The organism is Bythopirellula polymerisocia, assembly GCF_007860015.1.
GTDB lineage: Bacteria > Planctomycetota > Planctomycetia > Pirellulales > Lacipirellulaceae > Bythopirellula > Bythopirellula polymerisocia.
The window spans coordinates 320,084-343,744 of sequence record NZ_SJPS01000006.1 but is presented as its reverse complement, the minus strand read 5'-3'; the positions used below and the strand labels follow the sequence as shown (position 1 = coordinate 343,744).

General features: G+C 53.2%; 16 protein-coding genes and 1 tRNA gene. 3 read left to right on the top strand and 14 right to left on the bottom strand.

What is annotated here, in order from left to right:
• Positions 1-7 precede the first annotated feature (7 nt).
• The 7 genes from Pla144_RS19020 to Pla144_RS18990 all read right to left on the bottom strand — a co-directional run bounded on the left by Pla144_RS19020 (position 8) and on the right by Pla144_RS18990 (position 8,895).
• The gene (locus Pla144_RS19020; RefSeq protein WP_146452285.1) at positions 8-1,333 is read right to left on the bottom strand and encodes a DNA-directed RNA polymerase subunit alpha C-terminal domain-containing protein; all 1,326 of its coding nucleotides are present in this window, start codon (positions 1,331-1,333) and stop codon (positions 8-10) included.
• A gap of 191 nt (positions 1,334-1,524) precedes the next feature.
• Positions 1,525-1,598 (bottom strand) — tRNA-Thr (locus Pla144_RS19015).
• A 75-nt stretch (positions 1,599-1,673) separates the two neighbouring features.
• Complete coding sequence (locus Pla144_RS19010) at positions 1,674-2,972, bottom strand: glycosyltransferase family 4 protein (RefSeq protein WP_146452284.1); 1,299 nt, start codon at positions 2,970-2,972, stop codon at positions 1,674-1,676.
• A 24-nt stretch (positions 2,973-2,996) separates the two neighbouring features.
• The gene (locus Pla144_RS19005) at positions 2,997-4,250 is read right to left on the bottom strand and encodes an NAD(P)/FAD-dependent oxidoreductase (RefSeq protein ID WP_146452283.1); all 1,254 of its coding nucleotides are present in this window, start codon (positions 4,248-4,250) and stop codon (positions 2,997-2,999) included.
• Positions 4,251-4,266: 16 nt separating this feature from the next.
• Positions 4,267-4,782 carry a hypothetical protein gene (locus tag Pla144_RS19000; protein ID WP_146452282.1) on the bottom strand — a complete coding sequence of 172 codons (516 nt, stop codon included), beginning with the start codon at positions 4,780-4,782 and terminating at the stop codon, positions 4,267-4,269.
• A gap of 151 nt (positions 4,783-4,933) precedes the next feature.
• Positions 4,934-6,709: a polyprenyl synthetase family protein gene (locus Pla144_RS18995; protein ID WP_146452281.1), complete on the bottom strand. Its 1,776-nt coding sequence runs from the start codon at positions 6,707-6,709 to the stop codon at positions 4,934-4,936.
• A 116-nt stretch (positions 6,710-6,825) separates the two neighbouring features.
• On the bottom strand, positions 6,826-8,895 hold the full coding sequence (locus Pla144_RS18990; RefSeq protein WP_146452280.1) for a prenyltransferase/squalene oxidase repeat-containing protein: 2,070 nt from the start codon (positions 8,893-8,895) through the stop codon (positions 6,826-6,828).
• Between the two features lie 119 nt (positions 8,896-9,014).
• Between Pla144_RS18990 and Pla144_RS18985 the strand changes: the two genes are divergently transcribed.
• A complete protein-coding gene (locus tag Pla144_RS18985) occupies positions 9,015-10,373 on the top strand; it encodes an outer membrane protein assembly factor BamB family protein (protein ID WP_146452279.1) in 1,359 nt (452 codons plus the stop codon).
• A gap of 19 nt (positions 10,374-10,392) precedes the next feature.
• On the opposite strand, the gene Pla144_RS18980 is transcribed toward Pla144_RS18985, so the two are convergent.
• From Pla144_RS18980 to leuC, 4 genes are all read right to left on the bottom strand, one after another.
• Complete coding sequence (locus Pla144_RS18980) at positions 10,393-10,716, bottom strand: hypothetical protein (RefSeq protein ID WP_146452278.1); 324 nt, start codon at positions 10,714-10,716, stop codon at positions 10,393-10,395.
• Positions 10,717-10,723: 7 nt separating this feature from the next.
• Positions 10,724-11,794, bottom strand: coding sequence for a hypothetical protein (locus tag Pla144_RS18975; RefSeq protein ID WP_146452277.1), 1,071 nt, complete (start codon positions 11,792-11,794; stop codon positions 10,724-10,726).
• Between the two features lie 51 nt (positions 11,795-11,845).
• On the bottom strand, positions 11,846-12,442 hold the full coding sequence (gene leuD, locus Pla144_RS18970) for a 3-isopropylmalate dehydratase small subunit (protein ID WP_146452276.1): 597 nt from the start codon (positions 12,440-12,442) through the stop codon (positions 11,846-11,848).
• A gap of 75 nt (positions 12,443-12,517) precedes the next feature.
• Positions 12,518-13,915, bottom strand: coding sequence for a 3-isopropylmalate dehydratase large subunit (gene leuC, locus Pla144_RS18965; protein WP_146452275.1), 1,398 nt, complete (start codon positions 13,913-13,915; stop codon positions 12,518-12,520).
• Between leuC and Pla144_RS18960 the strand changes: the two genes are divergently transcribed.
• Both Pla144_RS18960 and Pla144_RS18955 read left to right on the top strand, forming a co-directional pair.
• Complete coding sequence (locus Pla144_RS18960; RefSeq protein ID WP_146452274.1) at positions 13,906-14,919, top strand: hypothetical protein; 1,014 nt, start codon at positions 13,906-13,908, stop codon at positions 14,917-14,919. The genes leuC and Pla144_RS18960 overlap by 10 nt on opposite strands.
• A 419-nt stretch (positions 14,920-15,338) precedes the next feature.
• Positions 15,339-16,448 carry an acyltransferase family protein gene (locus tag Pla144_RS18955; RefSeq protein WP_146452273.1) on the top strand — a complete coding sequence of 370 codons (1,110 nt, stop codon included), beginning with the start codon at positions 15,339-15,341 and terminating at the stop codon, positions 16,446-16,448.
• A gap of 210 nt (positions 16,449-16,658) precedes the next feature.
• Here Pla144_RS18955 and Pla144_RS18950 read toward each other — a convergent pair whose 3' ends face one another.
• Genes Pla144_RS18950 through Pla144_RS18940 form a run of 3 tightly spaced genes read right to left on the bottom strand, consistent with a single transcriptional unit; the run spans position 16,659 to position 23,658 of the window.
• Positions 16,659-18,593: a polysaccharide biosynthesis protein gene (locus Pla144_RS18950; RefSeq protein WP_197530824.1), complete on the bottom strand. Its 1,935-nt coding sequence runs from the start codon at positions 18,591-18,593 to the stop codon at positions 16,659-16,661.
• Complete coding sequence (locus tag Pla144_RS18945) at positions 18,544-21,276, bottom strand: O-antigen ligase family protein (protein ID WP_146452271.1); 2,733 nt, start codon at positions 21,274-21,276, stop codon at positions 18,544-18,546. The genes Pla144_RS18950 and Pla144_RS18945 overlap by 50 nt, the downstream gene beginning before the upstream one ends.
• A gap of 27 nt (positions 21,277-21,303) precedes the next feature.
• Complete coding sequence (locus tag Pla144_RS18940) at positions 21,304-23,658, bottom strand: polysaccharide biosynthesis tyrosine autokinase (RefSeq protein ID WP_146452270.1); 2,355 nt, start codon at positions 23,656-23,658, stop codon at positions 21,304-21,306.
• Positions 23,659-23,661 lie beyond the last annotated feature (3 nt).

Here is a 23,661-nt window from a genome sequence, read left to right as displayed (position 1 = left end):
TCCCTGCTCAGTCTCCACGCAACTTCAGATTGGCCTGAGTGAGTTTCTCGCGGACTTCATTCAGGCTCGTAACACCGAAGTTTTTGCATTCGAGCAGATCGTCCCCTGTACGGCGGACCAACTCGCCAATCGTAGAGAGCCCCAATCGGACCATACATTTGCGCGCCCGTACTGACAGATTCAAGTCGGCAATCGGCCGATCCAGAAGTGCACGCTCGTCGTCACTGAGGACTTCAGGATCGTAAGTTGGCTCTTCTTCCCGCCAGGTGGTAGCGAATTGACCGAGTTCGAGGCCCTTGGAAGAAAGCATCTCGCGGATTTCTACAAGCGAAGTCTCGCCAAAATTCTTGCTAGCCAACAAATCCTGCTCGGAGGTTTCACACAGGTCGCCCAGTGTCATGATCCCCATTTTTTGCAGGCAATTGCGGCTGCGCACCGAGAGTTCGAAGTCGCTTACCGGCACGCTAAGCATTTGGGCCATGCGATCCTGTCGGCGACGTGCTTCCTCGTCGTAGTACATATCCCGGGAAGCGTCGGCATCTTTAAAATAGAGCCGGGCCCTTGGGTGGTCAGGATAGACATCCAAAATCCGTTGATAACATTGCTTCGAACGTTCGAAGTGTTCGATGTCTTCGTAAAGCAATCCCAGATTGAGCAAAGTTCCAATATGTGTGGGAAACTGGGCCGCTGCTCTTTCATAAAGTTGGCGAGCGTAATCATCGTTCCCGTGACGATCATTCTCCATCGCCAGGCCAAACAGGGCACCCGAGTGGGTATTGTCTGATTCAACGGCACGTTCCAGCAGAGCCACAACCTCGCTAGGATTGCCACCTAACGCAGAGACAGTCGCAGAGCGCTGGTAAAGATACTCAGCCGTTTGCTCAACGGCTCCCGACAGATTGTCCAATATCAAGAGGGCATCTTGGGCCTTGCCGCAATAGCGGAGTGCCTCGGCCTTGGCGAGTGCTACCTCGTCGCGATTGTAGCCAGCTCGTTCTGACGACTCAAACGCAGTGTAGGCTTCCTCATAGTTATCGAGGGCCATTAAAGCCTTGCCCAAGTAGAAGTGAGTCAGAGCACCTCCATCGGCGCTCCGTAGCGTCTGCACAGCATTCGTGTAGCGACCAAGCAAGTGCTGACATACCCCCAGTCGCACCGATGCAGCTGGTGTGCGCGTTTCCTGCTGTTGCATTTCGCCCACGGCATCGCGCAGGAGTCGGAAGTTGTTGTAATCGGAGGAGATCGCTTTTACGATCTCCCTTATTTCGTTGGGTCCGAAGGTACTATTTGAAAGAACGATTTCTTTGAGATCGATATCGAGGGTCTGTGACATGTTTAGGGTCCCGCTCCTGCAAAAAATGACTTCTGAAAATGTATTTGGTGAGCTAGGTGAGTAAGTAAGTAGGTAACGAGGCTATGGAGGGCATCCAAGTTTTTACCAACACTCAATTATTCACTTACTCCCCGTATTCACTAACCTGTCTAACCTTATAGCCGCTTCCCACAGAGCGGCCCATTCTAAAGAGCCAGCGGTGGGAGTCGAACCCACAACCCCCGCATTACGAATGCGGTGCTCTGCCAATTGAAGCTACGCTGGCAAGTTGCCGAAACTCGCCAAAATACAGCATATGACCCCCGTAGGCAATGGGCGACCATGGGTGTGTGTGCCCCTGCTAGACCCTCTCTGCTGCCAATTTGTGATACAGGGCCAGAGTCTGTTCAGCCATGAAAGACACGTGATGCCGACCAGTAATCCCGCTCTTGCCTTGCTGGCCAAGATCCGCTGCTAGGCTGGGATTCGAGAGAATCTCAAATAACTTCTCAGCCAAGTCTGCGGTATCGAGGGGTTCAAAGAGTAGCCCGCCACCGGTCGCTTCTATCATCTCAGGAAAAGATCCGTGCCGAGGGAGCACAACAGGAACTCCGTTCGCTTGGGCTTCTAGTGCGGGAAGGCCTTTGCTTTCTCGATAGACCGTAGGAGTGCTGAAAACATCCAACGATTGGAGAAGCTGGATCTTCTGCTCGCGGTTTAATTCTCCGTGATAGTGGAAGCGTTTGGCCAGTGGGCCGGCAGCTACCCTACGCTCAATTCCGCTTAGGTAATCTCGGTCTCCTTTTCCGAGATATCCGGCGGCATGCAAATCAAACTCGGGACAATCCGGTCGTCCTGCGAGTTGCTCGCAGGCTTCGATCAACAGATGCAATCCCTTGTCTTCACAAATTCGTGCTAAGTAACCAACAAGCTGAGGCTTGCCATCTTGCTGACCAACCCGCTCGCCATGCCCCGTCAGATCGAGGCCATGCGGGATAACGTGGACGCGCTCACGCGGAACGTCCAGGTAATCGCTCATCTCATCGGCGTAATAATTATTGAGTGCCACGAAGGCATCGACGTCGGCAGAGCGTTCGCGTAGCAACTGGCGAGCCTGTGAATAATACGGTTCGACAAGTTTCTCCAGGAAAATATCTTCGCCCGAAAGCGAGCACACGACCGGCGGACCACACCGCTCGGCTATCATGCGTGCCAGCCCCAGCATCATCGAGTTGGACAGATGCACCACTTCAGGCTGCACTTCGTCGAGCAGCCAATCCACGAGTTTTTCCAGCTCCTTGCGTTGGTTGCCCTGCTCCCCATGGAGCATTGAGACGGTCAAGTCACCTAGTTGCGAGGGGTCAACGCTGCCGGAGAGTTGACTGATCGCTCCCAGCAGGGCAGGGTGGTCCAATAGCTTGTCAAACCAGCGCGGCGAACTGCGAAACCACGACCACTTCTGCTGCAAGTAAACATTGATCCCGCCAAAGAAAACTCTGGATTGACTCACATTCACCTCGTCGGTGCGTAGCGGCGTATAGATCGGCACGAGCACCAAATCTTCCCCCATCCGCAACAACTCCGCCGCCAGGGTGTTGTCGTGCAGACAACTCCCGCAATACATTCCCGCAGCACCGGCAGCTAGGTAGGCGATTTTCAAAGAGTGAGTTTCCGGTGCAAAGATTCAGGCCCTAGTTGCCGCCTGTGTCAACTTCCTTTCAAGCCACGGGTCAAGATCATCAAATATCTTACCTGGTCGACCGTCGAAGACGCGACCGATCAACAAATCCACCAACTCTGCCTGGTGTTCTGGATACTCTTGCACGAATTGGCCAACGCGAAATTCGCCTGAATAAAAGGCATGTACCAGTTTGCGGATAAGATTCGTTTGACGGGAAAAGTCTGCGACCCAACGGCCTAGCATAGTCGCCGAGAGGTCGTTCGTGCGTAGTCCGTCAAGGATCGCATCGGCAGCCAGCTCTCCGGATTTAAGCGCAAAATAGACTCCTGAGGAATAAATGGGATCGATGAAACCCCAGGCGTCTCCTACAAGTACCCAGCCGTCTCCCGCCGAGCGATCCGTGGAGTAGGAAAACTCCTTCACGACGCGGAGTTCATCGGCTGGTTCTGCTGATGCGAGCCATTCGCCAAGCGTTGCACAGTTGGCAAGTTCTTCGTCGAAGACCTCTCTAGGTGTGCCACGTCCACGGAGTAGGTAGTCGTTATCACCCACTAGCCCAACGCTGACCAGATTGTCGGCTTGCGGGATGTACCAGAACCAACTCCGATTCTCTGTTGTTTGCAGGATGACGGTTTTAACGCCACCCCCTTCGGTATCGACTTTGCCTCCGCGAAAATGACCCCATATGGACGTCTTTCGCAAATTGGGATTCATTTGCTTCAGGCCTAGCTTGGCGGCCAACAAGCTCTGTTGTCCAGTCGCGTCCACCACGACTCTTGCCTCAACCTGTCGAATTTCACCCTCGGGATTCTGAAGCCGAACGCCAACAGCCCGATCACCCTCCATGATCACATCCAGAGCACGAGTCTGATCTCGACACTCCGCCCCGTGCTGGGCGGCGTTCTCAAACATGAGTTGGTCGAAGTCGGCCCGATTCACGTGCCACGTCTCACTGCAGTCTCGGTCATCATGTGAACGAAAATAGAATGGGGCTGATTCTCTTCCAGTACTGTTGACGAATTGGACCCCGACCTTTCGTGCGTAGACGTCGCGCTGAAGCTGTGGCAAGATACCCAGCCGCTCGAATATCCAATACGTTTCCGGCATCAACGACTCGCCGACATGCGGGCGAGGCATCGCGGCCCGCTCGACAAGCAAGGTTCGATGTCCTGCTGCCGCTACTAAGGTGGCTACGGTAGAGCCCGCAGGACCAGCACCCAATACCACACAATCGTACGAGGATTCAATTTCACGCATATTCTTGCAACGGCCTTCAGAGTATAACGATTTCGAGCAGTTCCACGGCTGGCTTCTTGTCAACGAGTATTCGTGCCGTGCGACCAAAACAGTTGGTCTCACGTTCCAGCTTCAGATACTTGCGAAGCGCCGGCCCTGCAGTGACTCGCCACAATTGATCAAGTTCCACATCGCGCATTAGATGATGGCGAATCATGATTCGTCCCAAAGGAAGTGCCTGGGACTCGATCTCCATGCGGACGATTTTCGGGAGTCCGTTCAGATCGATTCGCATGATCCCGAATTGGACTGGTGCGCCGTCGCGTTGGAGAGAAAGCACGATGTGACGTGAGTAGTAATCCATGTCGTGACGCTCTCCGAGTACACTCAGGGTCACGAGACTATTGTGCCAGGCTTCGACTGTTACCGTCATGTGGTCATCATGGGCCAGCAATGCCTTGAACTGCTCAGGGAGATCACCAGCGGTTACTTCCTCGAACTGACCGACATCAGCAGTCGTTGAGTAAAATAATTCGCAAAGTTCCGCGATCATAGGGAGTGCTTCGTTTCTCATCAAATTGTAAACTTCGAAGGATGAGTGATTGGCGAAAGAGCGAATGAAAGTGCAACCTTAGTCATCACCCGACTCATGCATGGGCTGCATTCTTCAAACCAGTGGAATTCGCTTGGCTCAATCGTCTATTTTACCTCTCGTAAGAATTCTTTGAAACTGAATCTCCGAAGGTAGAAGCCCCAAAAAGTACTGTGTCTACCAAATAATGTAACAGTCGATTAAGACACTCCGGTTCGATCTCGTCGGCAATGGATAGTGCATGCGACTGATGATCGGCAATCAATTTATCCGCCTGCGTGAAGACATGAGCTTGCGTGTACAGCTCGCGAACTCTTGTAACTCTCTCGGCGCTGGGTAGTGACGAATCGACGAGTTGCAGTAGTTCCTGACGCCTAGTTTCTGGGAGTCCTGCGATAGCCAACGCCCACAGTACGGTGGGACGTCCACCGAGGGTATCCAGCCCGGCATGCAACTTGTTGTTTTGATCCCCTTGCCAATCCTTCAAATCATTCAGGATTTGAAAGGCAATGCCCAAATGCCTGCAGAACTCTTTAAGCCGGGATTGAGATTCTCCCAAAGGTCCAGCACATCGAAGACCGCTTAGCAAGGCGGCCTCAAAGGCAGGTGAAGTTTTGAGTGCGTAGATTTCCAGGGCGTCTTGAGTCGAGAGGAGCTTGTTGCGAGCGTCACGCCACAAGAGCTCTGCCCCTTGGCCTTCACTCAACCGTAGATGCGCATCCGCCAAGATATCGACTATGTCTCCAACGACGTCCGCGCCGAGCGTAGACGACTCGCGACTGACCAGACTGTAGCCTAAGCCTATTAGGTAGTCGCCCACATTGATCGCGGTTGGCAATCCATGTGCCCTGTGAAGCGTAGGACGGCCGTAGCGAAACTCATCGGCATCCTCAATGTCGTCATGCACGAGCGAGGCTTTGTGAAAGATTTCGATCGATAAAGCAACTCGGCGAACCGCATCAGGAATTTGTGGTTGACCCCTGAAGGACGACGTCCCTGGTATCGTATCTCCGTTCATAGCCTGAAAGGCAGCAAGTGTGATGAATGGTCGGGCATACTTACCACCCAATGCCAAAAAGTCATGGGCGATGGCCTCCGTCGCAGCAATCGGTTCTAAGGCAGATGCGCCAGCTCCATTTACTTCTGCGAGGCTTGGGCCTTTCCGCAGCCGCGGGACAAGCCGAATCAATTCAGCAGGTTCAAACATGGCGCGTGCAGACCGCAAGAGTGCCGCATACTCTGGTTCGTGCTGGTGGCGATTCGATGGAATCACATTCAAGAGTTCCTCCACCCACTCAGAGTCGAATTGGGTCGCATCGTTTTTGCTCAAAAGTGGTACAGCCAAAGCGGGTATTCCCGCTAGCAAGATCATCTCGAGGGCTTTCTCCAACACATCGAGACTTGCCACTCCAACGATCGCTTCGATTGAATTGTCGAACAAGAGTTGCATCAATTCTGGAGAGGACTCGGCAGCAAGCACCTTCATTCCTAAGGACTCTGCTTGAATTTGAACATCTGCGAACCCACTTTGACGCCCCTGGCCGTTAGTCGACACTTCTGGCAACAATAAGAGTCGACGTGTAAGAGGTATAGAGATTACTCGCTCTCGCCAGAATTCGTTGGACAGCACAACCATTGTCCAGCCGACATAGCATTCGGGTAGCTGGAATTCGACCAAGACTTGACGGGCAGCGGTTTCCAGCTCTCTCCGGGAGAGAGGTTGGGAGAGATCGAAAATCTCGGCATGAAGGCGGCATGCGTGGCGGAGAACATTTCGCAATTCAAGGCTTTCGGGAACCTGCATTCGATGGATTGCCGGAGAAGCCATCCGAGCGGAAGGCTTGGCGATCAGCTCCTCCATCTGGAAATCGGTAGAGTTTCCTGCCACAGTTGTTCCTTTTTCCCTTGAAATTCTATTCGATCCGATTCCAGAAAGCCCTAATTCAAGATTCACCGAAGTACGCCCAAAAAGATGATGCGACTTTAGCCGATCGAGCTTCCCTACTAAGCACTAACCGCATCAACCTCGGTTGACTTAACCCTACTAGCTTGGCATGCAACAGCCAAAGCCCTGACAGCCAAGCATCTATTTAGGAGGGGATCATAATACCATACTTTAGGGGGATAGAAAGCGACAAGGGCGGGGTCCAAAGCAGGCACCGCAGAGATTGCGCCGACTAGCCAATAGAGGCCGTCCTCAACGCTTTTTTGGGCACTAAGACTCCTCGAGGAAAATGGGAGGAGCGCTTCGATTGCCAGGGAAGTTTCTTCGACACTGCCAGTGAGATGTTCTTCGCTGTCTTCGGCTTTACTCTGGGGTGGTCGCTTCCTCTCTGGTACACATACGGCACCCCAGCCACCAGCGGGATACTGCACGTCAGACAGCCACCGGACAGCCAGTTGGGCCGTAGTCGTCTGCCAGACTTGCATCTCGTTGAATACTCGCAGAACTTGAGTGGTACCAACAACAGGATTGGCTCTTTGCGGGTGAAGTTCGTTACCACTCCAGCGGGGCCACCAACATCCATCGGGACGCTGATTAGAATTTAGATAGGCAAGTCCTTTGAGCAATCCTCGCTCGATGGCGCGGATTAGCGGATGGCTGGCGGCTGTCTGGCGAAGAATCTTTTTCCAGGCGTTGAGGGCCAACATCGATTGAGATGTAACATCGGTCGAGCTGCTTTCCCATGCAGACTTACCAGACCCTCGGAAAGCGAGAGCCCATCCGCCATCACGGTTCTGTCTTTTGAGCAACCAGCGAATGCCATCCAGTGCCGCACCCGTAACCTGAGCTGTTCGGCTACGTGGCCAATGTCCGCGCCAGTCTGCCAAGTTCAAGAGTGCCCCTGCTGTGTCGAAAGAATTAGGCATCGCTCCCGGACTATTAGAAGATGGCCAACCCCCTTCACCGCTGAGTGAGGAATGGTTGTCGGACAATTGCGCCGAAAGCAACCAGCTAAGAGTCGCCTCGGAAGCGGGAGTGGGATTACCGTCACGGCTACCGAGGCTTTCGTTAAAATCCCAATCCAGAGCCTGAATAGCCAGCACAGTGTTCGAGACATCCCTATCAGGACACACGGCCCAACTTCCATGGGATCGCATTGAGCCCAACAGGAAATTGATTCCTCGACGTACGATAGGAGTATCCGCTTGTTCCTGGCTTGCAAGGCACGCAATCACAAAACTCGTATAGAGCATAGAGGCCGAGAAACTCCCGTCACACGATTGCACCCGAGCCAGTGCATTGTGGCTTGAGCTCTCAGCTTGGTGGCGAATCCATTTGGCTACAGGATTCCTGGAGGGAGAATTGTGGTGCTTCGCCTGCCCCACCGAGATGATTAAAGGCAGAGAATAACGAAATCCCCTGATCGCTCGTAATCGATAGCAGGAGTTAGGTAGGCAAGCCCATTCAAACGGGAGTGATGGAACTTTCCGCCAAGAGATATTGCCCGCCATCGCACAGACCGACAGGATCGCAGCCACGAATGGTTTGTCGTCCGCAAATTGTTTCTTTAGGCCTGCGATCCCCCCCTGTGCTTCAATGTAGCCGTCTGCGCTGTGCAGTAGGTCTGCATACTTAGCGGGGACCCCTGTTAGATGAAAGGCCGCCTTAACCATGATGGTCGCAGCCAAAGTCGATTGGCCGAAGTCGGCATCACCCCAGCCACCGTCTTCGTTTTGCTTTTGAGCAAGCCAGCGCAGACTATTAGAAAGCAACTCCGACAACTCGCTGCGAACTAGCATTCCAGAGTGCCAGCTATTTTTCAAAAGGGACCCATCCTCAGGCGTGTCATCGACATGGCGTTCTGCCAGAACGAGCGCACTGACAGCCGCAGCCGTACACAAAGGCGAACTGGCAAGTTGACCTGTCCAGTGATCGTAATTGCGCAGAGCCAGAAGTTGCTGACGTGCGGTGGAGTGAGCATCTGCAAGTTGCTCACGTTCGACATGCATGGTCATACGAGCCGATCGGCTCCGGGGGTTGGCGGGATTGCCGGTGCTGCCCACCGGTATGTACTCTATTTTAGGCAAGGCACGCGGACCTGTCGAGCAGGCCCAATTGGCTGTTTTCACGCAGATTTCAGGTGATTCGGTAGGCCTGTATCTATCCAGCCGATTAGTATTTCTCCTATTATGAGAGAGATTCGTCAAGAACTTTCGGTGCTTTGCTCTACTCCTGAAGGAAATTGGAAATGCAACAACTAACTGTAAGTCGATCCTTTTGCCTTGTTATTTTCCTTGCCATCTTTGCAGTACTATCTCCATGTGCGTTTGCTTCGGACTGGCCTCGCTTTCGGGGGCCCAATGGTTCAGGCGTGAATCCTGATTCCGAGCCAACACCCACTACTTGGACCGACTCCGAAAACGTCAAGTGGGACATCGATTTGCCGGGCCCCGGTTCCTCTTGTCCGATTGTTGTTGGAGACAAAGTGTTTGTCACTTGCTGGAGCGGTTACGGACTCGACCGGAATGAGCCGGGCGATCAGGCCGCCCTCAAGCGTCATCTGGTGTGTGTCAATCGTCAGAATGGTGAAGTGTTGTGGGATCAAGCGGTTGATCCTTACCTGCCCGAAGATGAATACGGCGGAATGTTTGCCGAGCACGGCTATGCGTCGCACACACCGGTCTCTGATGGTGAATACGTCTTCGCATTTTTTGGCAAGACGGGTGTGGTAGCTTTTGATATGGATGGCAAGAAACTTTGGCAAACCAGCGTTGGCACAGAATCGGGGATTCAAAACTGGGGCACGGCATCAAGCCCATTGCTCTACAAGGAACTAGTGATTGTTCCTGCCACAGCCGAGAACCACGCTCTTGTTGCGCTCGATAAGCATACCGGTAGCGAAGTGTGGAAGCAGGAAGCCGAAGGCTTTGAAGGAACTTGGGGTTCTCCGATTTTAGTGAACTTGCCTGGCGGTGATCAGGAAATCGTCCTGGGAGTTCCTGGCGAGATATGGGCCTTCCATCCTGACAACGGGAAACTCAAGTGGTACTCGAAGGGACCTGGGGCTAATTCCAACACGTCGAGTGTGGTTGCAGCTGATGCTGTAGTCTATGCCCTCGGGGGACGCGACGGCGATACCGTCGCTGTTAAAGCGGGTGGCAAAGGGGATGTTTCCGAATCAAATATTCTATGGTCCAGCGGCGAACGTGGCGGAATCGGTTCTCCGTTAGTGCATGATGGCTTGATCTATTGGGTCAGCCGCGACATTGCTACCTGCATCAATGTCGAAAAGGGAGAGCAAGTCTACCAAAAGCGACTCGAAGCACCGACTGCAACCGAGCAACCCGCAGAAGATTCCGGTGGTCGTCGCGGCGGCGGTTTCATGAATCAGAGTTACTCTTCCTTGGTCGCCGCTGATGGTAAGTTGTACTTCATGACCCGAGCAGGGGTGTGCTATGTTCTTGCACTCGGTCCAGAGTTCAAGCAAATTGCAGCAAACAGATTCGGCAACGACGAGGGGGATTTTTCGGCATCTCCAGCGATCAGCGACGGAGAATTGTTTTTCCGATCTAGCAAGAAGCTGTACTGTGTGTCAGCGAAAGACTGAAGAGGCCGCTACACATAATTCATTCTCCCAATTGTCCCAGCGATGCAAGAAATTCGCTCATTTCGCCTGCTGCGTGGGAGTCTCCTTGAGTTCGTGCAGCCTCAATGCCATCGCGTAGCACCGTGCGGGCTTCTGCGACCCGATCCAGGCGTACGAGTTGCTGTCCAGCCATGAAAAATGCCGGAACGTACGGAGGTGTCTCGCCATAAAGATCGGCAAGGCGCCCTAGACTCGCAGAATTGTTTCCCTCTTTATCCAACTCCATCGCCAAACTGTACCGCAGAAAAATGTCCTGCGGATCATCTACCAACATGGCCTCAATTTTTTCGCGGCGTGTGCTCATGGTGTGCTCAGAATTCTCCTGTGATCTTGATAATGGTGCCTTGGTTGGGCTTGGCCCCAGAACCAAACGAAGTCACGAGCATGGATCCATCCGAAGCGAAGACCATACTTGTTGGTCGGAAGATGCTAGCGATTTTCACGGCTCGGCAGGCAGGCTGACATTCCCAGCGGGCATCGTCCAGTCGGTACACTCCACCTTCTTTAGTCTTCTGCCAAGCGAAATCAATGGCGTAAATTTGCCCTGACGGGCTGTAAGCCAAACCGACCAAGTCAAACAAGCCAGTCTCCAGTTGCATTAGCTTGGTTCCAGAAATTGGGGACAGAAAGACCAGTCGTGAGTCTCGCGTCTCCTGGAGATCGCCCACGTCAGTAGCTACGAGAAACTGCGATCCTGCAGAGTTCACAGGGCTCAAGCATATCCCCACAGGACTTCGCATTTCTTGATTTTTGAGAAGTGGCCTGAACGAATCTAGGCGATTGGCTTCGAGTGCACAGTAGTATATCTGTCCCGGAACAGTTCCAGTTCCGCTGGAGAAATACGCAACTGTCTCACCCATTGCCAAGTTATGGAAACCAACAGTGTTGCCATCACTGGAATCAGCCAGTGGTCCCACAGTGTGATCCGTCTGTTCGGCTACCAAGGTTTCCCCATTCGCAGGTAGCACATAGACACCAGCATGCTCCTTACTCTCTTCCAGGACTCCACCGACGACAATCAGTTTTGAAGGGGTTAGAAAACCGAGTGACCAAGGACCGATCTCAATCGAATTCTGATTTCCAAATGAATGCGTAGCAAGTCCACTGAGGACTTCACGGGTGTCTGATGGGGAATCGAGAGAAAAACGCAATACGCGTCCCGCAGCACTTTCCGCGAAATAGAATTCATCGGTCGAATCTTTCTCGGCAGCCGGTCGCAGTGCCAACCCACATGGATTGTCCAATCCTTCAAGAATCACTTCTGTCTGATGTCTTGCCGACTCATCGCCACCCGCTGGAGTAAGTGATACTTGTGCACTTGCGGTTGTGTGTTCACCAAAAAATAAGCAAATCGCTGCAGCGAGTGTGACAACCGCCTTCATGGTTTTTTCCCTGGACCAATTTGAGAGCTGAAGGGCAGAGTTATAGCAGCTTCACGAAGCCAAACCGTGGGCCGTCTCGTATTCGGTGATTTTGGCCTCATGCTGTAGCGTTTGGCCGATATCATCCAGGCCCTGGAGCAGGCAGTGACGGCGAAATGGTTCAACATCGATTCTTGCAGAAAAGCCATGTGCGTCGCTCAATTCCTGCGAGTCCAAATCCGCAGTTAGGGCATAGGGTGTGTGCTGAGTGGCACGCTGAAAGAGCTCTTCAACTTCTGCTTCGGACAGTCGAATCGGCAACATGCCATTCTTGAAACAGTTGTTGTAGAAAATATCCGCGAAGCTGGGGGCAATGATTACGCGAAACCCGTAGTCCTCCAGTGCCCAAGGGGCATGTTCGCGGCTTGAGCCACAGCCAAAGTTCCGTCGCGCTAAAAGAATACTAGCCCCTTCTGCCTGGGGTTGGTTGAGTTCGAATTCAGGATTGGGTGACCCATCATCGAGCTGAGACCAATCCCAGAATAAAAACTCGCCAAAACCGGTCCGCTCGATCCGCTTGAGAAACTGCTTAGGGATAATCTGATCGGTATCAACATTGGCCCGATCCATGGCGACGACTTTGCCGGTGTGGGTAGTAAAAGATTTCATAGGTCTATTAAACTGGATGGTTGTTATTACTGCATATGCAGTTTGTATTCGAGAAAAATAATTTGGATCCGCATTCTATTTCCAATCGCGGATGTCTACAAAATGCCCGGCGATCGCGGCAGCTGCAGCCATAGCCGGAGACACAAGATGGGTGCGGCCTCCTTTGCCTTGGCGGCCTTCGAAATTACGGTTTGAGGTCGAAGCACAACGCTCGCCAGGCGCGAGCTTATCGGGATTCATCGCCAGGCACATGCTGCAGCCCGCTTCGCGCCAGTCGAAGCCCGCCTCGCGGAACACCTTGTCGAGTCCTTCCTGCTCAGCTTGTATTTTGACTTGGCCACTGCCAGGAACAACCATTGCGTTGACGTTCTCTGAAACCTGGTGTCCTCTTGCTACGGCGGCGGCGGCCCGCAAATCTTCGATGCGGGCATTGGTACACGAGCCGATGAACACACGGTCAAGTTTCAAATCAGTGATCGCCTCGCCTCCCTTGAGCCCCATATACTCAAGCGCCGCCGCGGCCGTTTTTTGCTCCGTGGTATCGGAGAAGTCGGCGGGCTTGGGGACGTGTGAATTCACTGAGACGACCAGTCCCGGATTGGTACCCCAAGTAACTTGTGGGGCAATATCGGCAGCCTGGAATACGAGCGACTTGTCGTACTCGGCTCCCGGATCGGTCGGCAACTCACGCCACTTGGCCACTGCCGCGTCAAAATCTTTCGGCACAAACTTCCGACCACGCAAATACTCGTAGGTCGTGTCATCAGGGGCGATCATGCCTGCGCGCGCTCCTCCTTCGATCGACATGTTGCACACGGTCATGCGGTTTTCCATCGTGAGCGAACGTATTGCCTCTCCCGTGTACTCAACACAATAACCGGTGCCGCCATCGGTTGTGATCTGGCCGATCAGGTAGAGAATCAAATCTTTGGCCGTCACCCCTGGTTTCAGTTCACCATCGACACGGAGTTCTAAGGTCTTCGGCTTGTCCTGCAACAATGTCTGCGTCGCGAGCACATGTTCGACTTCGCTTGTGCCGATGCCGAACGCCAATGCCCCAAAAGCTCCATGAGTTGAAGTGTGGCTATCACCACACACGATGATCATCCCAGGCTGAGTGTATCCAAGCTCCGGACCGATCACATGTACAATCCCTTGCTGGGCATCATTGAGATCGTAGTAGGTAATGCCGAACTCTTTGCAGTTTGCGCGAAGCGTGTCGATCTGTTGCTTGGAGATCGGATCAGCAATCGGTAGGCTGCGGTCGCTGGTCGGCACATTGTGATCCGCCGTGGCGACAGTCCGCTCTGGCCTGCGTACCAGGCGATTCGCAAGGCGCAATCCCTCAAATGCCTGGGGGCTAGTCACTTCATGGACCAAGTGCAGATCAACGTACAGAATCGCCTGCCGCCCAGCTTCTTGGTGGACGACATGGTTATCCCAAATCTTCTGAAATAGTGTGCGTGGCTTCATGGGGTTTGTTGGTTGAAACTCTGTCAACAGCGGAGCCTAGAGGTGAATCTCAATTCCTTCTGGCTCGCCAAGTGGTTGGGGAATCCCTCATTTTACGCCTTAGGGGCTTTGAGCGAAAGACACCCAGAATACCGTTGAAGTTCAGCCAGCACTGCCTGGTTGATGGTCAGCATTGGGCTAGGTTCAAAATTGCCGGGGGAAGTAGACTTTGTTCAGTGTGGGCCATTCAATTTGCGGAGATAAATTCCATGCAAAAAATCTGTTATCTAATTACTTTCACTTGTGCCATTCTTTTTTTAAATAGTGCCGTTCTCGCCGAATCGCAACAGGATGAAATTAAGAGTATACCCTCCGACAACGATAAAGTTGTTTCCACTTCGAGTCGGCAGATAATGGTCCGCGTCCAACTGGCAGAAGTGTCAGTTAGTAATCTTCGCAAACTAGAACTCGACTTCTCGGAGTTTCAAGAGAACGAAGTTGTCAAACTGTCGGCCTCCGACGCATTTAGGTTAGGCAATCGCCACATGTACTCATCCGGCCAATTTAGTGGATTGCTTGATGCAATGGTCCAAAACGGGATTGCACGCATCTTGGCGGACCCATGCATTGCGACTGTAGATGGCAGAACAGCATCGTTGTCGGTTGGTGGCACAGTTAACATCGCCGACCAAGAGAGAAACATAAAAAAAGATCAACCAACATTCATTCATGTAGGCACAGATTTGACAGTCCTGCCCACCTTTCTGACGAATGATCGAGTATCAATCGATCTAAAACTCAGTTGGTCGGAACTTTGCGGTAACGATAAACCACTCGGTTGTAAGCGAAAATATGAAATCGATACTTCTCTGGAAACCGAAGTGGGGAGTTCTTTTCTCTTGTCATCTATTTCATTAGTAAAACAAGCGGATGCCGCCGACGAGAAAGAAACCGCATTTCTTCTGTTGGTTACACCAGAACTCGCCGAGCAAACCGCCCTCGTGAAGCATTCGCGGACCAAATAGTTGCCCCCCCCCTTTCGCTCCTTGGTGCTTATCAACAACCTCCACGACTGAAAACTTTGTAGGCGCGTTGTTATTCAATTCAGGAATGGCCTCGAATTCGATAGAATCTCGCCTGATTGGTGAAACAGAATCGAACTCAGCTGGGAAGCAACTCGACGAGGCATAGCCGAGTCGAAGGCGAGTCAAAAACGGGGGAGTTGCACTGAGGGCATCTACTGCTAGGTTGGTTTCTTTTTATCCAACTCATTGAACATCTGAGTCGTGCCTCAGAAAATCCAGGCAACACATCGCGTAAAAATGGCGCCACTTACCCACAGATTTTGGCGAATATCCGTGGATTATTCTCAATTCATTTCCAGTTGGAGTTTCGGGCAACCTGGGTCGGTAAGATCACTTCAGAATCCAAGCGAGAAAAAGCCATGGCTGACAATTCTCAACCTTTAGCACGTCTTAAAAGTCTGGATGCCCTGCGGGGATTCGATATGTTCTGGATCATTGGTGGGGGTGCCATCGTTCACGAGGCAGCCCAGTTGACGAAGTGGTCGTGGTTGGAGTGGATGAGTGGTCAGCTTCATCATCCGGAGTGGCACGGATTTACGTTTTATGACCTGATTTTCCCGCTGTTCTTATTCCTGGCGGGTGTGTCCATGCCGTATTCCTTTGAGAAGCGCCTGTACCGGGGAGACAGCAAGAAACTGCTTTATCGACACGTCTTGCTCCGCGGGTTGGCACTGGTGGTATTGGGCTGGGTCTACAATGGCCTGCTCAATTTCGATTGGGAAAACTTGCGTTATCCGAGTGTGTTGGGACGCATTGGATTGGCCTACCTCTTCGCAGCATTGATAGTGCTTAACGCAGACACACGAGGCTGTCTGCTGTGGATCGCTGGACTGCTCGTTGGTTACTGGGCGGCGCTGAAGTTCATTCCCGTCCCCGGCTTCGGAGCCGGCGATCTTACCCCCGGCCACACATTCACTGACTACGTGGACCGCCTGCTGATCCCTGGCAAAATGTTGTATCCTGGGAAACGCGATCCTGAAGGGCTGTTAGGCACAATTCCAGCTATTGCAACTGCCTTGGCGGGGGCCGTCGCGGGCCAGTTTCTCAAAAAGGCCCAATACTCGGGTGCCGTGAAGTCGCTCCTAATGGCGGCGGCAGGTGTGGCCTGCCTGGTGGCTGCCTGGCTATGGAATTTTGAATTCCCCATCAACAAGAATCTCTGGACGAGTTCGTTTGTACTCCATTGTGCGGGCTGGAGCCTGCTGCTGTTGGCCTTGTTTTATCTGGTAATCGACGTGTGGCACATTGGCGGCTGGTCGTTCTTCTTCGTGGTGATTGGCAGCAATTCCATTTTGATTTACCTCTCCCAGCATATGGTCGATTTTAGCCATACGGCGAATTCCCTGTTCGGAGGACTAATCAGCCTTACAGGTCAGTGGGAACCGCTGTGGGGTACCGTCGCCTATCTTGCGGTAGAATGGATTCTGCTCTACGTGCTGTATCGAAATCGGATCTTCCTGCGTGTTTAGAGTGCAGGAACGCTTTTGTTCACGGTAGTGTTGCAGTCGCAGCTAGTGAGAGATTAATCCTAGAGTTCAAGCCTACCGCTTGGCAGCTCAAAATAGCGCTTTCTTGCGAAGCAGAGTTCTCAGTACATTAAGAAGGCAGGTGTCGCAATTGAAAATGAAATGCAGCTCTTTTTAGAACAGAGCTGCTAAGTCCCCTCTATACAGCCAGCACTAAGCCGCTCGCCTGGTGGCGGAAAGAGGGGCATCGATTGGTATAGCAATGGTAGGCCGCAACACGGGGATTATCTCGGCCAGCGCTGAGCGGACTGTGTTATTGGGCTCGTCGAGGATCTCGCTCAAGCTGCGGATATCGTGCAGTACTTCCATCAGATTTCGGGGGCGGCCGATGGCGGTCATAATCTTTTCGTGGCCGGTGGGGAGATGCTGTTCTTCGATGCCGTATAGTTCTTCATAGAGTTTCTCGCCGGGGCGCAAGCCCGTGACGGTAATTTCTATATCTTCGTCGACTCGCAATCCCGAGAGGCGGATCATATCGCGGGCTAGGTCCAAGATGCGAACGGGTTCGCCCATGTCGAGCACAAAGATTTCGCCGCCACGACCCATGGCACCCGCTTGAATGACCAGCTGGGCCGCCTCGGGGATCAGCATGAAGTAGCGGATCATGTCGGGGTGCGTGATCGTGACGGGGCCACCATTCGCGATCTGCTCGCGGAAGATGGGCACCACACTGCCGGCGGAGTCGAGCACGTTGCCAAAGCGGACCGTGACCAACCGACAGGGAGAGGTTCCCGCTTTCGCCTCGACGTATTGTTCGGCCAATCGCTTGCAGGAACCCATCACACTTGTCGGGTTAACTGCCTTGTCGGTGGAGATCATCACAAAGCTTTCGGCCTCGAATTCTTCGGCCAAGTCCACCATATTCTTGGTAGCGAGTACGATGTTTTTGATCGCTTCTCCTGCATGTGCTTCCATCAGGGGGACGTGCTTATAGGCGGCGGCATGAAAAATTATCTGGGGACGGTAGGTTTCAAAGACGGCTTGCAAGCGGGTCGCATCGGTCAAGTCGGCGAGGGCAACTTCGATGGAAATGTGTGGAGCCAGTTGACGGAGTTCACGTTCGAGAAAAAACTGCCCCGTTTCCGAGCGGTCGACAATGACAATCTTGGCCGGAGTAAGTTCGACAAGTTGTCTACAAATCTCGGAGCCAATGCTTCCTGCGCTGCCCGATACGAGCACGACTTTACCAGTTAGCCAGTTGCGAATCTTCGCGTCGTCGAGCTGTACTGAGGGACGCTGCAGAAGATCGGCAATCGCCACAGAGCGCGGATTGACGTCGACCTTCTCGCCGACCAATTGTTCATAGCTGGGGAGTACCTTAACGCGGAAATTCTCGCGGCTGGCAAGCTCGACCAGGCGGCGGACTTCCTTACCAGGGAGAGTGCCGCTGGTGATGAGGACTTCCTCGATCTTGTGTTGAATGACGAGCGTAGGAAGATCTGTTTGGGTTCCCAACACGGGGATTCCGGCGATACGACGGCCCCAGTATTCAGGACGATCGTCGAGAAAGCCAACGACGCGATACGGCATGGTGGGGTTACTGCGCAGAGAACGAAGCAAGGCTTCGCCGGCATCGTTTGCGCCCACGATCAGCACGGGACAGCCTTCTTGACTAGAAACTCGGTGCCAGTAGCCATCCCGAACTAGCCGAGGGGCTATCCTCACAGCAGCAAGCAACAAGACTGTGCAGCCCCAGTCAAGCAGCACTACGCTACGTGGGATGACGACGTTGGTAATCAACATGGCGTCGACTAGCATGATGGCGACCGAGCTAATCGTGACCGCACGCACCAACGAAAGCATATCGTGGAACGTCACATAGCGAGCACAGTGTTGATGAATGCGAGCATGTAGCAGAGTCACAACTTTCACAGTCATAACCCACAACAGACTATAGCCGAACGTAAACCGTGCAAATTCATTAAGTGCCCCGTCAAAGCGAACCAGGAATGCCAGATAATAGGCTGCCAAGCAAGGCACTGCTAGCAGTGTTGTAGCGAGAAGTCGATTCTTAATGCGATCCAATTGCATTCCGAACTTAATGAAGACGAGTTTGAGTTGAACGGGCCAACTGCTGCAGGGTGCCACGAGTCGCCCTCTCCAAATCACGCCGAATTTTGGGATTGTTGGGGAATTGCTGATAACACCACTGCAAGTGTGATTCGGCAGCAGTAAATTCTTCGAGTGCCATGAGGCACTTTCCCAACTCATAGCGAATGGCGAATCGGTCCGGTGACAATAGATAGCCTTGCTGGAGACTCTTGACGGCGACTTGCGGACCGGTGAGTTCGAGCTGCATCTTGGCTAGCGAGAGCCACACTCCGCTGGCAGCGTGCGGAGGCATGTCAGAAGTTGCTTCCACAGCCAAGTTGCTCGCATAAGAAAGAATAACTTCTAATTCGGCTGGGTTACCTGTAAGTCGATAGGTGTTCCAGACGGAGTCTAAAGTATCCCACTCAGGTGCGTAGACTTCCAGGAATCTGGAGGCAGGCATCCCGGAGGCAGAAAGGTGGATGATGTGATTGCGATGCGTACCCGCGCCACGGAACGACTTTGTCCAATGTCGCAGCGCCTCTGTCTCATTACCGGCAATTAGTTCTTTCTTACCAACGGCAAATAAAAGCTCGCTGTCGCAGGGACACACTATTAATCCTTGCTGCGCATAGGTGTCATAGGCAGCCTCGGAACTCCCCTCGAGGAAGCACAGTTCAGCAAGACACAAGTAGGATTCGCCTTGGAGGGGACAAAGCTCTAAAGCACGACGAGCGTGGTAGTGAGCCTGATAGAGTAATCGGCAGTGTTCACCAAATGCCTTACGCAACCAGCCGCGAAGTTGATCTGCCGATTGGAATTGACTCGCTTGGGCGGCCTCGCGGATTTGACTGACCGGCATAGCGTTATCGGAAGCGAGTTGCAGTTTTTCGAATGTCCCCAAGAGTAGCGCAGCCAGCCTCGCTTGAGCCCGCGCCGACTGCGGATAGTCTCGCACGATTGAGGTCAGATGCTTGAGCATTGAAGAGCTATTCAAGTTTTCTGATTCATTGAGCGTTTCTTGTTGTCGAGCCGAGGCAAAGGTTTGTTGCGCAGCGGAGCTTTTGCTAGCCAGGCTGGCTCGCAGATAGGTATCCCACTCCAGTGCAGTTTGGCCAGGAGCCAGCAAGGTAGCCACCGCCCAAACACCAGAGAGTGTCACTCCCAGCGATATGTTGAAGCGAGTGATGGGGGCCAAATGCGAGTTGGTAGTGCTACGACAAGGAACTGAACGCGAAAGCTCATACATTCTCAGAAGCGCTGCGACTAGCAAGAGTGTCGTGCAGGTACAAGCCGGTATGAACCACACAAAGTCCACGATCGAGTGGACCACGCTGGCAGCCAAAGCAGCTGCTATGCTTCCGGTCAGGATCTGCAGCTGAGCATTCCTGTCGGCATTGCGCAGAGTCGCAATGCACCAATAGCAACACGTGAAAATCGTGACGGCGAGCAGTATGACCCCAGGTAGGCCGTTCTCGGTGGCGATTTGCAGGTACCCATTCTCGGCGTGCGTGTATTCCATATCAGCTGGCTCAGAGAGATAGGCAGGGTAGATAAAGCGATGCGTCCCCGCACCGGAACCGGTGAGCCAACCGGCGCGAATCGACTCCAGATTCGCGTTCCAGATCGTTTGTCGAGTGGCAATCGAATCGATCTCATGGATCTCTTGCGAGACGAGGCCATCCAGCCGGTTGGTGACATCTCCGTACTTTCCGCTTATTGACAAGGCCGCCATAGCCAAGACCACCATCAGTCCACCTGCCATCAAGTGATTGCTGGTGAAAAGTTTCGCACGGGTATAGATCACGGTCGCGACAAGAATGGCGGCAGCCATCGCCAGGATTCCTCCCCGCGAGAGTGAGGCAAGAATCGTGCAAGCGACTAACAACAAGAGGGCAGCAATTGACCAAGAATTCACCGGACTGGTGGAGTGATTGGTACTCCAGCGCTGACTGGAATTACTCGCTTGCGACCGTCTCGATTTTGGGTTCGCAGAATGGCGCTCCAGCATCACCCAGCCCAATAGCATCGCTAGACCGAGAACCAGGAAATGAGCAAAGTGGTTGCGGTTGGTAAAACCGGCCTTCAATACACTATCGGTGTTCGTGAAGGGATAATCATAGAACCAGAAGAACTTGCCATTCGAAGTGAAGTATTGAATGATCCCAAAACCTGCAACAACGACGGCAGACAGCCCAATCATCTTCATGAGCCGAGCGATGTCATCGGTGGTTTCAAGTCGCTCTGAGAGGGTCACGAACAAGAGGGCATAAGCGATCAAGGTAGCCAGTGCGAGACGAGTCTCCTCGGGAGCAAGGGACAGGGTTTGCCAGGTACCAATGTGGGGGGCCGTAGAACTTGCGTCTGACCACAGCGGCAACAATTCAGCCAAACGGGGAGAAAGTATCGGCATCCACTCGGCAGGGATGGGTACCAATTGAAACACCACCACCAGCGAGGCCAACACGGGTACAATCCAAGCAACAACTCGGGTCGCTTTCGCCTGTGGTAGTACGAATTGCCGCGCGAACCACGCGATGGCCGTCGCCACGCAGAGGGCAACAATCACGAATCGCCCCAAGGGATGTCTCCCGCCAAACAAATGCGGGGCGACAAAGATGATGGCACCAATGCCGAGGTCGACCGTTTTCAACAGCGCAGCGGAGAGCAGCGTTTTCTGGTCTCCGGCTTTCTGGGTGGCAGACCGTTTGCGAGTTCGAGAAGACTTCCCTGTCGACATGGCTTCATGGTCTCAGTGCGACGTTGTTCATGCTGCCCTACGAGGACGAATCGGATCGGTGGAGGTTTCCTTGCGACGAAGTGACACGCCGACCTGAGTCGCTGGATGGGGAACGATCAGTTCCTCAGAGTCGGCATCCACGTCCTCGAAGTCTTGCTCGTCGTGACCATAGCCGTAGCCATATCCATAGCCATACCCGTAGCCTCCGTAGCCATAGGTTTGCGATTCATCAGACAAGGCATTGGCGACTACGCCCAGCACGTTGCAGCCCACAGATTGGAAACTCTCAACGGCCCGGATGACAGAGCGGCGATGATTCTTTTCTGGGCGTACCACCAAAATGGCCCCATCCACCAATTGGCCTACGACCTGGGCATCGCTGACCGCCAACACAGGCGGGCAATCAACAATCACCCGATCGTATTGCGAATCGGCCCAGGCCAGCAGTTCCACAAACTCGTTGCTGCTCAAGAGTTCTGCCGGATTTGGACGTCTTAGGCCAACTGGCAGGACATCGAGTCCCGGTACCTCGGTATGTACTACCAAGTCGGGTGCTGATTCCGCTGGAGAACGTTCGCTGGTCAGCACGTCCGACACACCCGGTCGACCCTTGAGTTTCAACAGCGTAGTAAATCCAGGTTTACGCAGATCGGCGTCGATCACCAGAGTTCGCTTACCCGCCTGTGCCATAGCCACGGAGAGATTTACTGAAATTGTTGTCTTTCCGTCACCTGGTTCCGAGCTAGAAATTAGCAACCGGTCGCAGGAGGAACCCGAGAGCGAAATCGCGGTCCGTAAAGTGCGGAAGGCCTCAGTTTCCACGGAATGCGGCAGCTTGTGCGTGTGTACTGTTTCCATCCCTTCTCCAGGTAGAGGAGAAAGATTGCGGACCATTGCCAACACGGGCACACCCAATTGAGCGGTCAATTCCTCCGGAGAAGAAAAGCGGTCGTCCAAGACGTCTTGCACGTAGACTATTACTGTGCCGACTGCAGTCCCGCTGGCCAGGCAGATAAACACCAGGAACCGAATCTGAGGTGAGACGGGCACGCGGTCGGGAACCGGCTCGCGGACGACAGTCGCCTGAATTGGGGCCTGCATTTGCCGCATGTCGACAGTCGAGATTTTTTCAAACAAGAGATCGTATTGAGCTTCGAGCCTGGTCACTTCGCGTTCCAACATGCGAAGCTGCACCAAGTCTCCGCTATGTTTGGCGGCTTCCTGGCGGGCTTCTTCAAATGAATCGGACATTTGCTGTTCTTTTTGCCAGGTTTGTTGGACCGATTGTTCCAGCATCCGCTTAACCACGGGTCCGATATGCTGCTGAACCATACCGTTCTGTTGTTTGCCCAAATTGGCGCGATACTCTCGCACGTAACGTTCCGAGTTGGCAATACTTTTTTGCAGATCAAGAATGCGCGGATGATTCGGTCCATAAAAATTCGAGAGCGAACTCAATTCGGCTTGCGCCGCGAGCACCTGCTTTTGTTGCTCTTCGATCACACTCAAATCTTCCGAGCTCAACCCCAGTGAAGAGAGCATCATTTGTCGACCAACGGACTCTTCCATCGCGACGAGATACTGATTGATATCTTCGCCTCGTTCCAATGCTCCTTCAACAGATACCAGCGTTGCCTGCAATTCAAGTCGCCGCTGCTGCACGTCCATCAGAGCGTCGTTGAGCCTGAGGGCACGCTGTATGATCGGCTCGACCGCGCTGTCGTCCTGGCCGACGGCCAGATGCCCCACTTGTTGGCTGAAGTCTTGAAGCTCGTTTTGTTTTTCAGTGAGCTTGGCCTCCAACTCAGCTCCTTTTTGAAGAAGGCTGTGGAGCGCGTCGCCAGCAGTTCCTTGATGTTTGTCTTGTACGAATTGCAAGTAGGAATTGATAATTGCCCGCACGACTGCTGCCGCTGCCTCGGGGTGTTTTGAGCGATATGTTACGTCGATAAAATTTGTCTTGCGCGTGACCCGAGCGCTGAGATTCTTTGAAAGCGTCTCGACCCATTTATGCGTCGGTTCTCCCACTAGATCGATAAGATATTGCGGGGAGAGTTGTTTGATGGCGTTTTGCAATACGATGGGAGAAGCAATCAGTTTCTGATTCGTGGCCATCGTATCTTCGGAACTCTCGTGATCGCCAACCGTGGCTAAGTGATCTTGCTTCTGTTGGATGATCAAGAGTTCTGCCGTCGAGGCATACTTCCTGGTCGCCAGCATGTAGTAGGTCGTACCCAACAGAACATGAATGATGATGGCTGTGATGACCACTTGTTTCCGACGGCGAACGATTCCAACGAAACGTGCAATTGCCGAAACCGCGTCGACCGACGGCATGAACTCGGCATCGTTCTGATTCTGATTGAAATCTGTACTGGTCATAGA

Excerpts from the sequence above, each read along its gene's own strand:
- Pla144_RS19020 (WP_146452285.1), bottom strand. The coding sequence starts at position 1,333 with ATGTCACAGACCCTCGATATCGATCTCAAAGAAATCGTTCTTTCAAAT.
- Pla144_RS19005 (WP_146452283.1), bottom strand. The coding sequence starts at position 4,250 with ATGCGTGAAATTGAATCCTCGTACGATTGTGTGGTATTGGGTGCTGGT.
- Pla144_RS19000 (WP_146452282.1), bottom strand. The coding sequence starts at position 4,782 with ATGATCGCGGAACTTTGCGAATTATTTTACTCAACGACTGCTGATGTC.
- Pla144_RS18985 (WP_146452279.1), top strand. The coding sequence starts at position 9,015 with ATGCAACAACTAACTGTAAGTCGATCCTTTTGCCTTGTTATTTTCCTT.
- Pla144_RS18980 (WP_146452278.1), bottom strand. The coding sequence starts at position 10,716 with ATGAGCACACGCCGCGAAAAAATTGAGGCCATGTTGGTAGATGATCCG.
- Pla144_RS18975 (WP_146452277.1), bottom strand. The coding sequence starts at position 11,794 with ATGAAGGCGGTTGTCACACTCGCTGCAGCGATTTGCTTATTTTTTGGT.
- leuD (WP_146452276.1), bottom strand. The coding sequence starts at position 12,442 with ATGAAATCTTTTACTACCCACACCGGCAAAGTCGTCGCCATGGATCGG.
- leuC (WP_146452275.1), bottom strand. The coding sequence starts at position 13,915 with ATGAAGCCACGCACACTATTTCAGAAGATTTGGGATAACCATGTCGTC.
- Pla144_RS18955 (WP_146452273.1), top strand. The coding sequence starts at position 15,339 with ATGGCTGACAATTCTCAACCTTTAGCACGTCTTAAAAGTCTGGATGCC.
- Pla144_RS18945 (WP_146452271.1), bottom strand. The coding sequence starts at position 21,276 with ATGTCGACAGGGAAGTCTTCTCGAACTCGCAAACGGTCTGCCACCCAG.
- Pla144_RS18940 (WP_146452270.1), bottom strand. The coding sequence starts at position 23,658 with ATGACCAGTACAGATTTCAATCAGAATCAGAACGATGCCGAGTTCATG.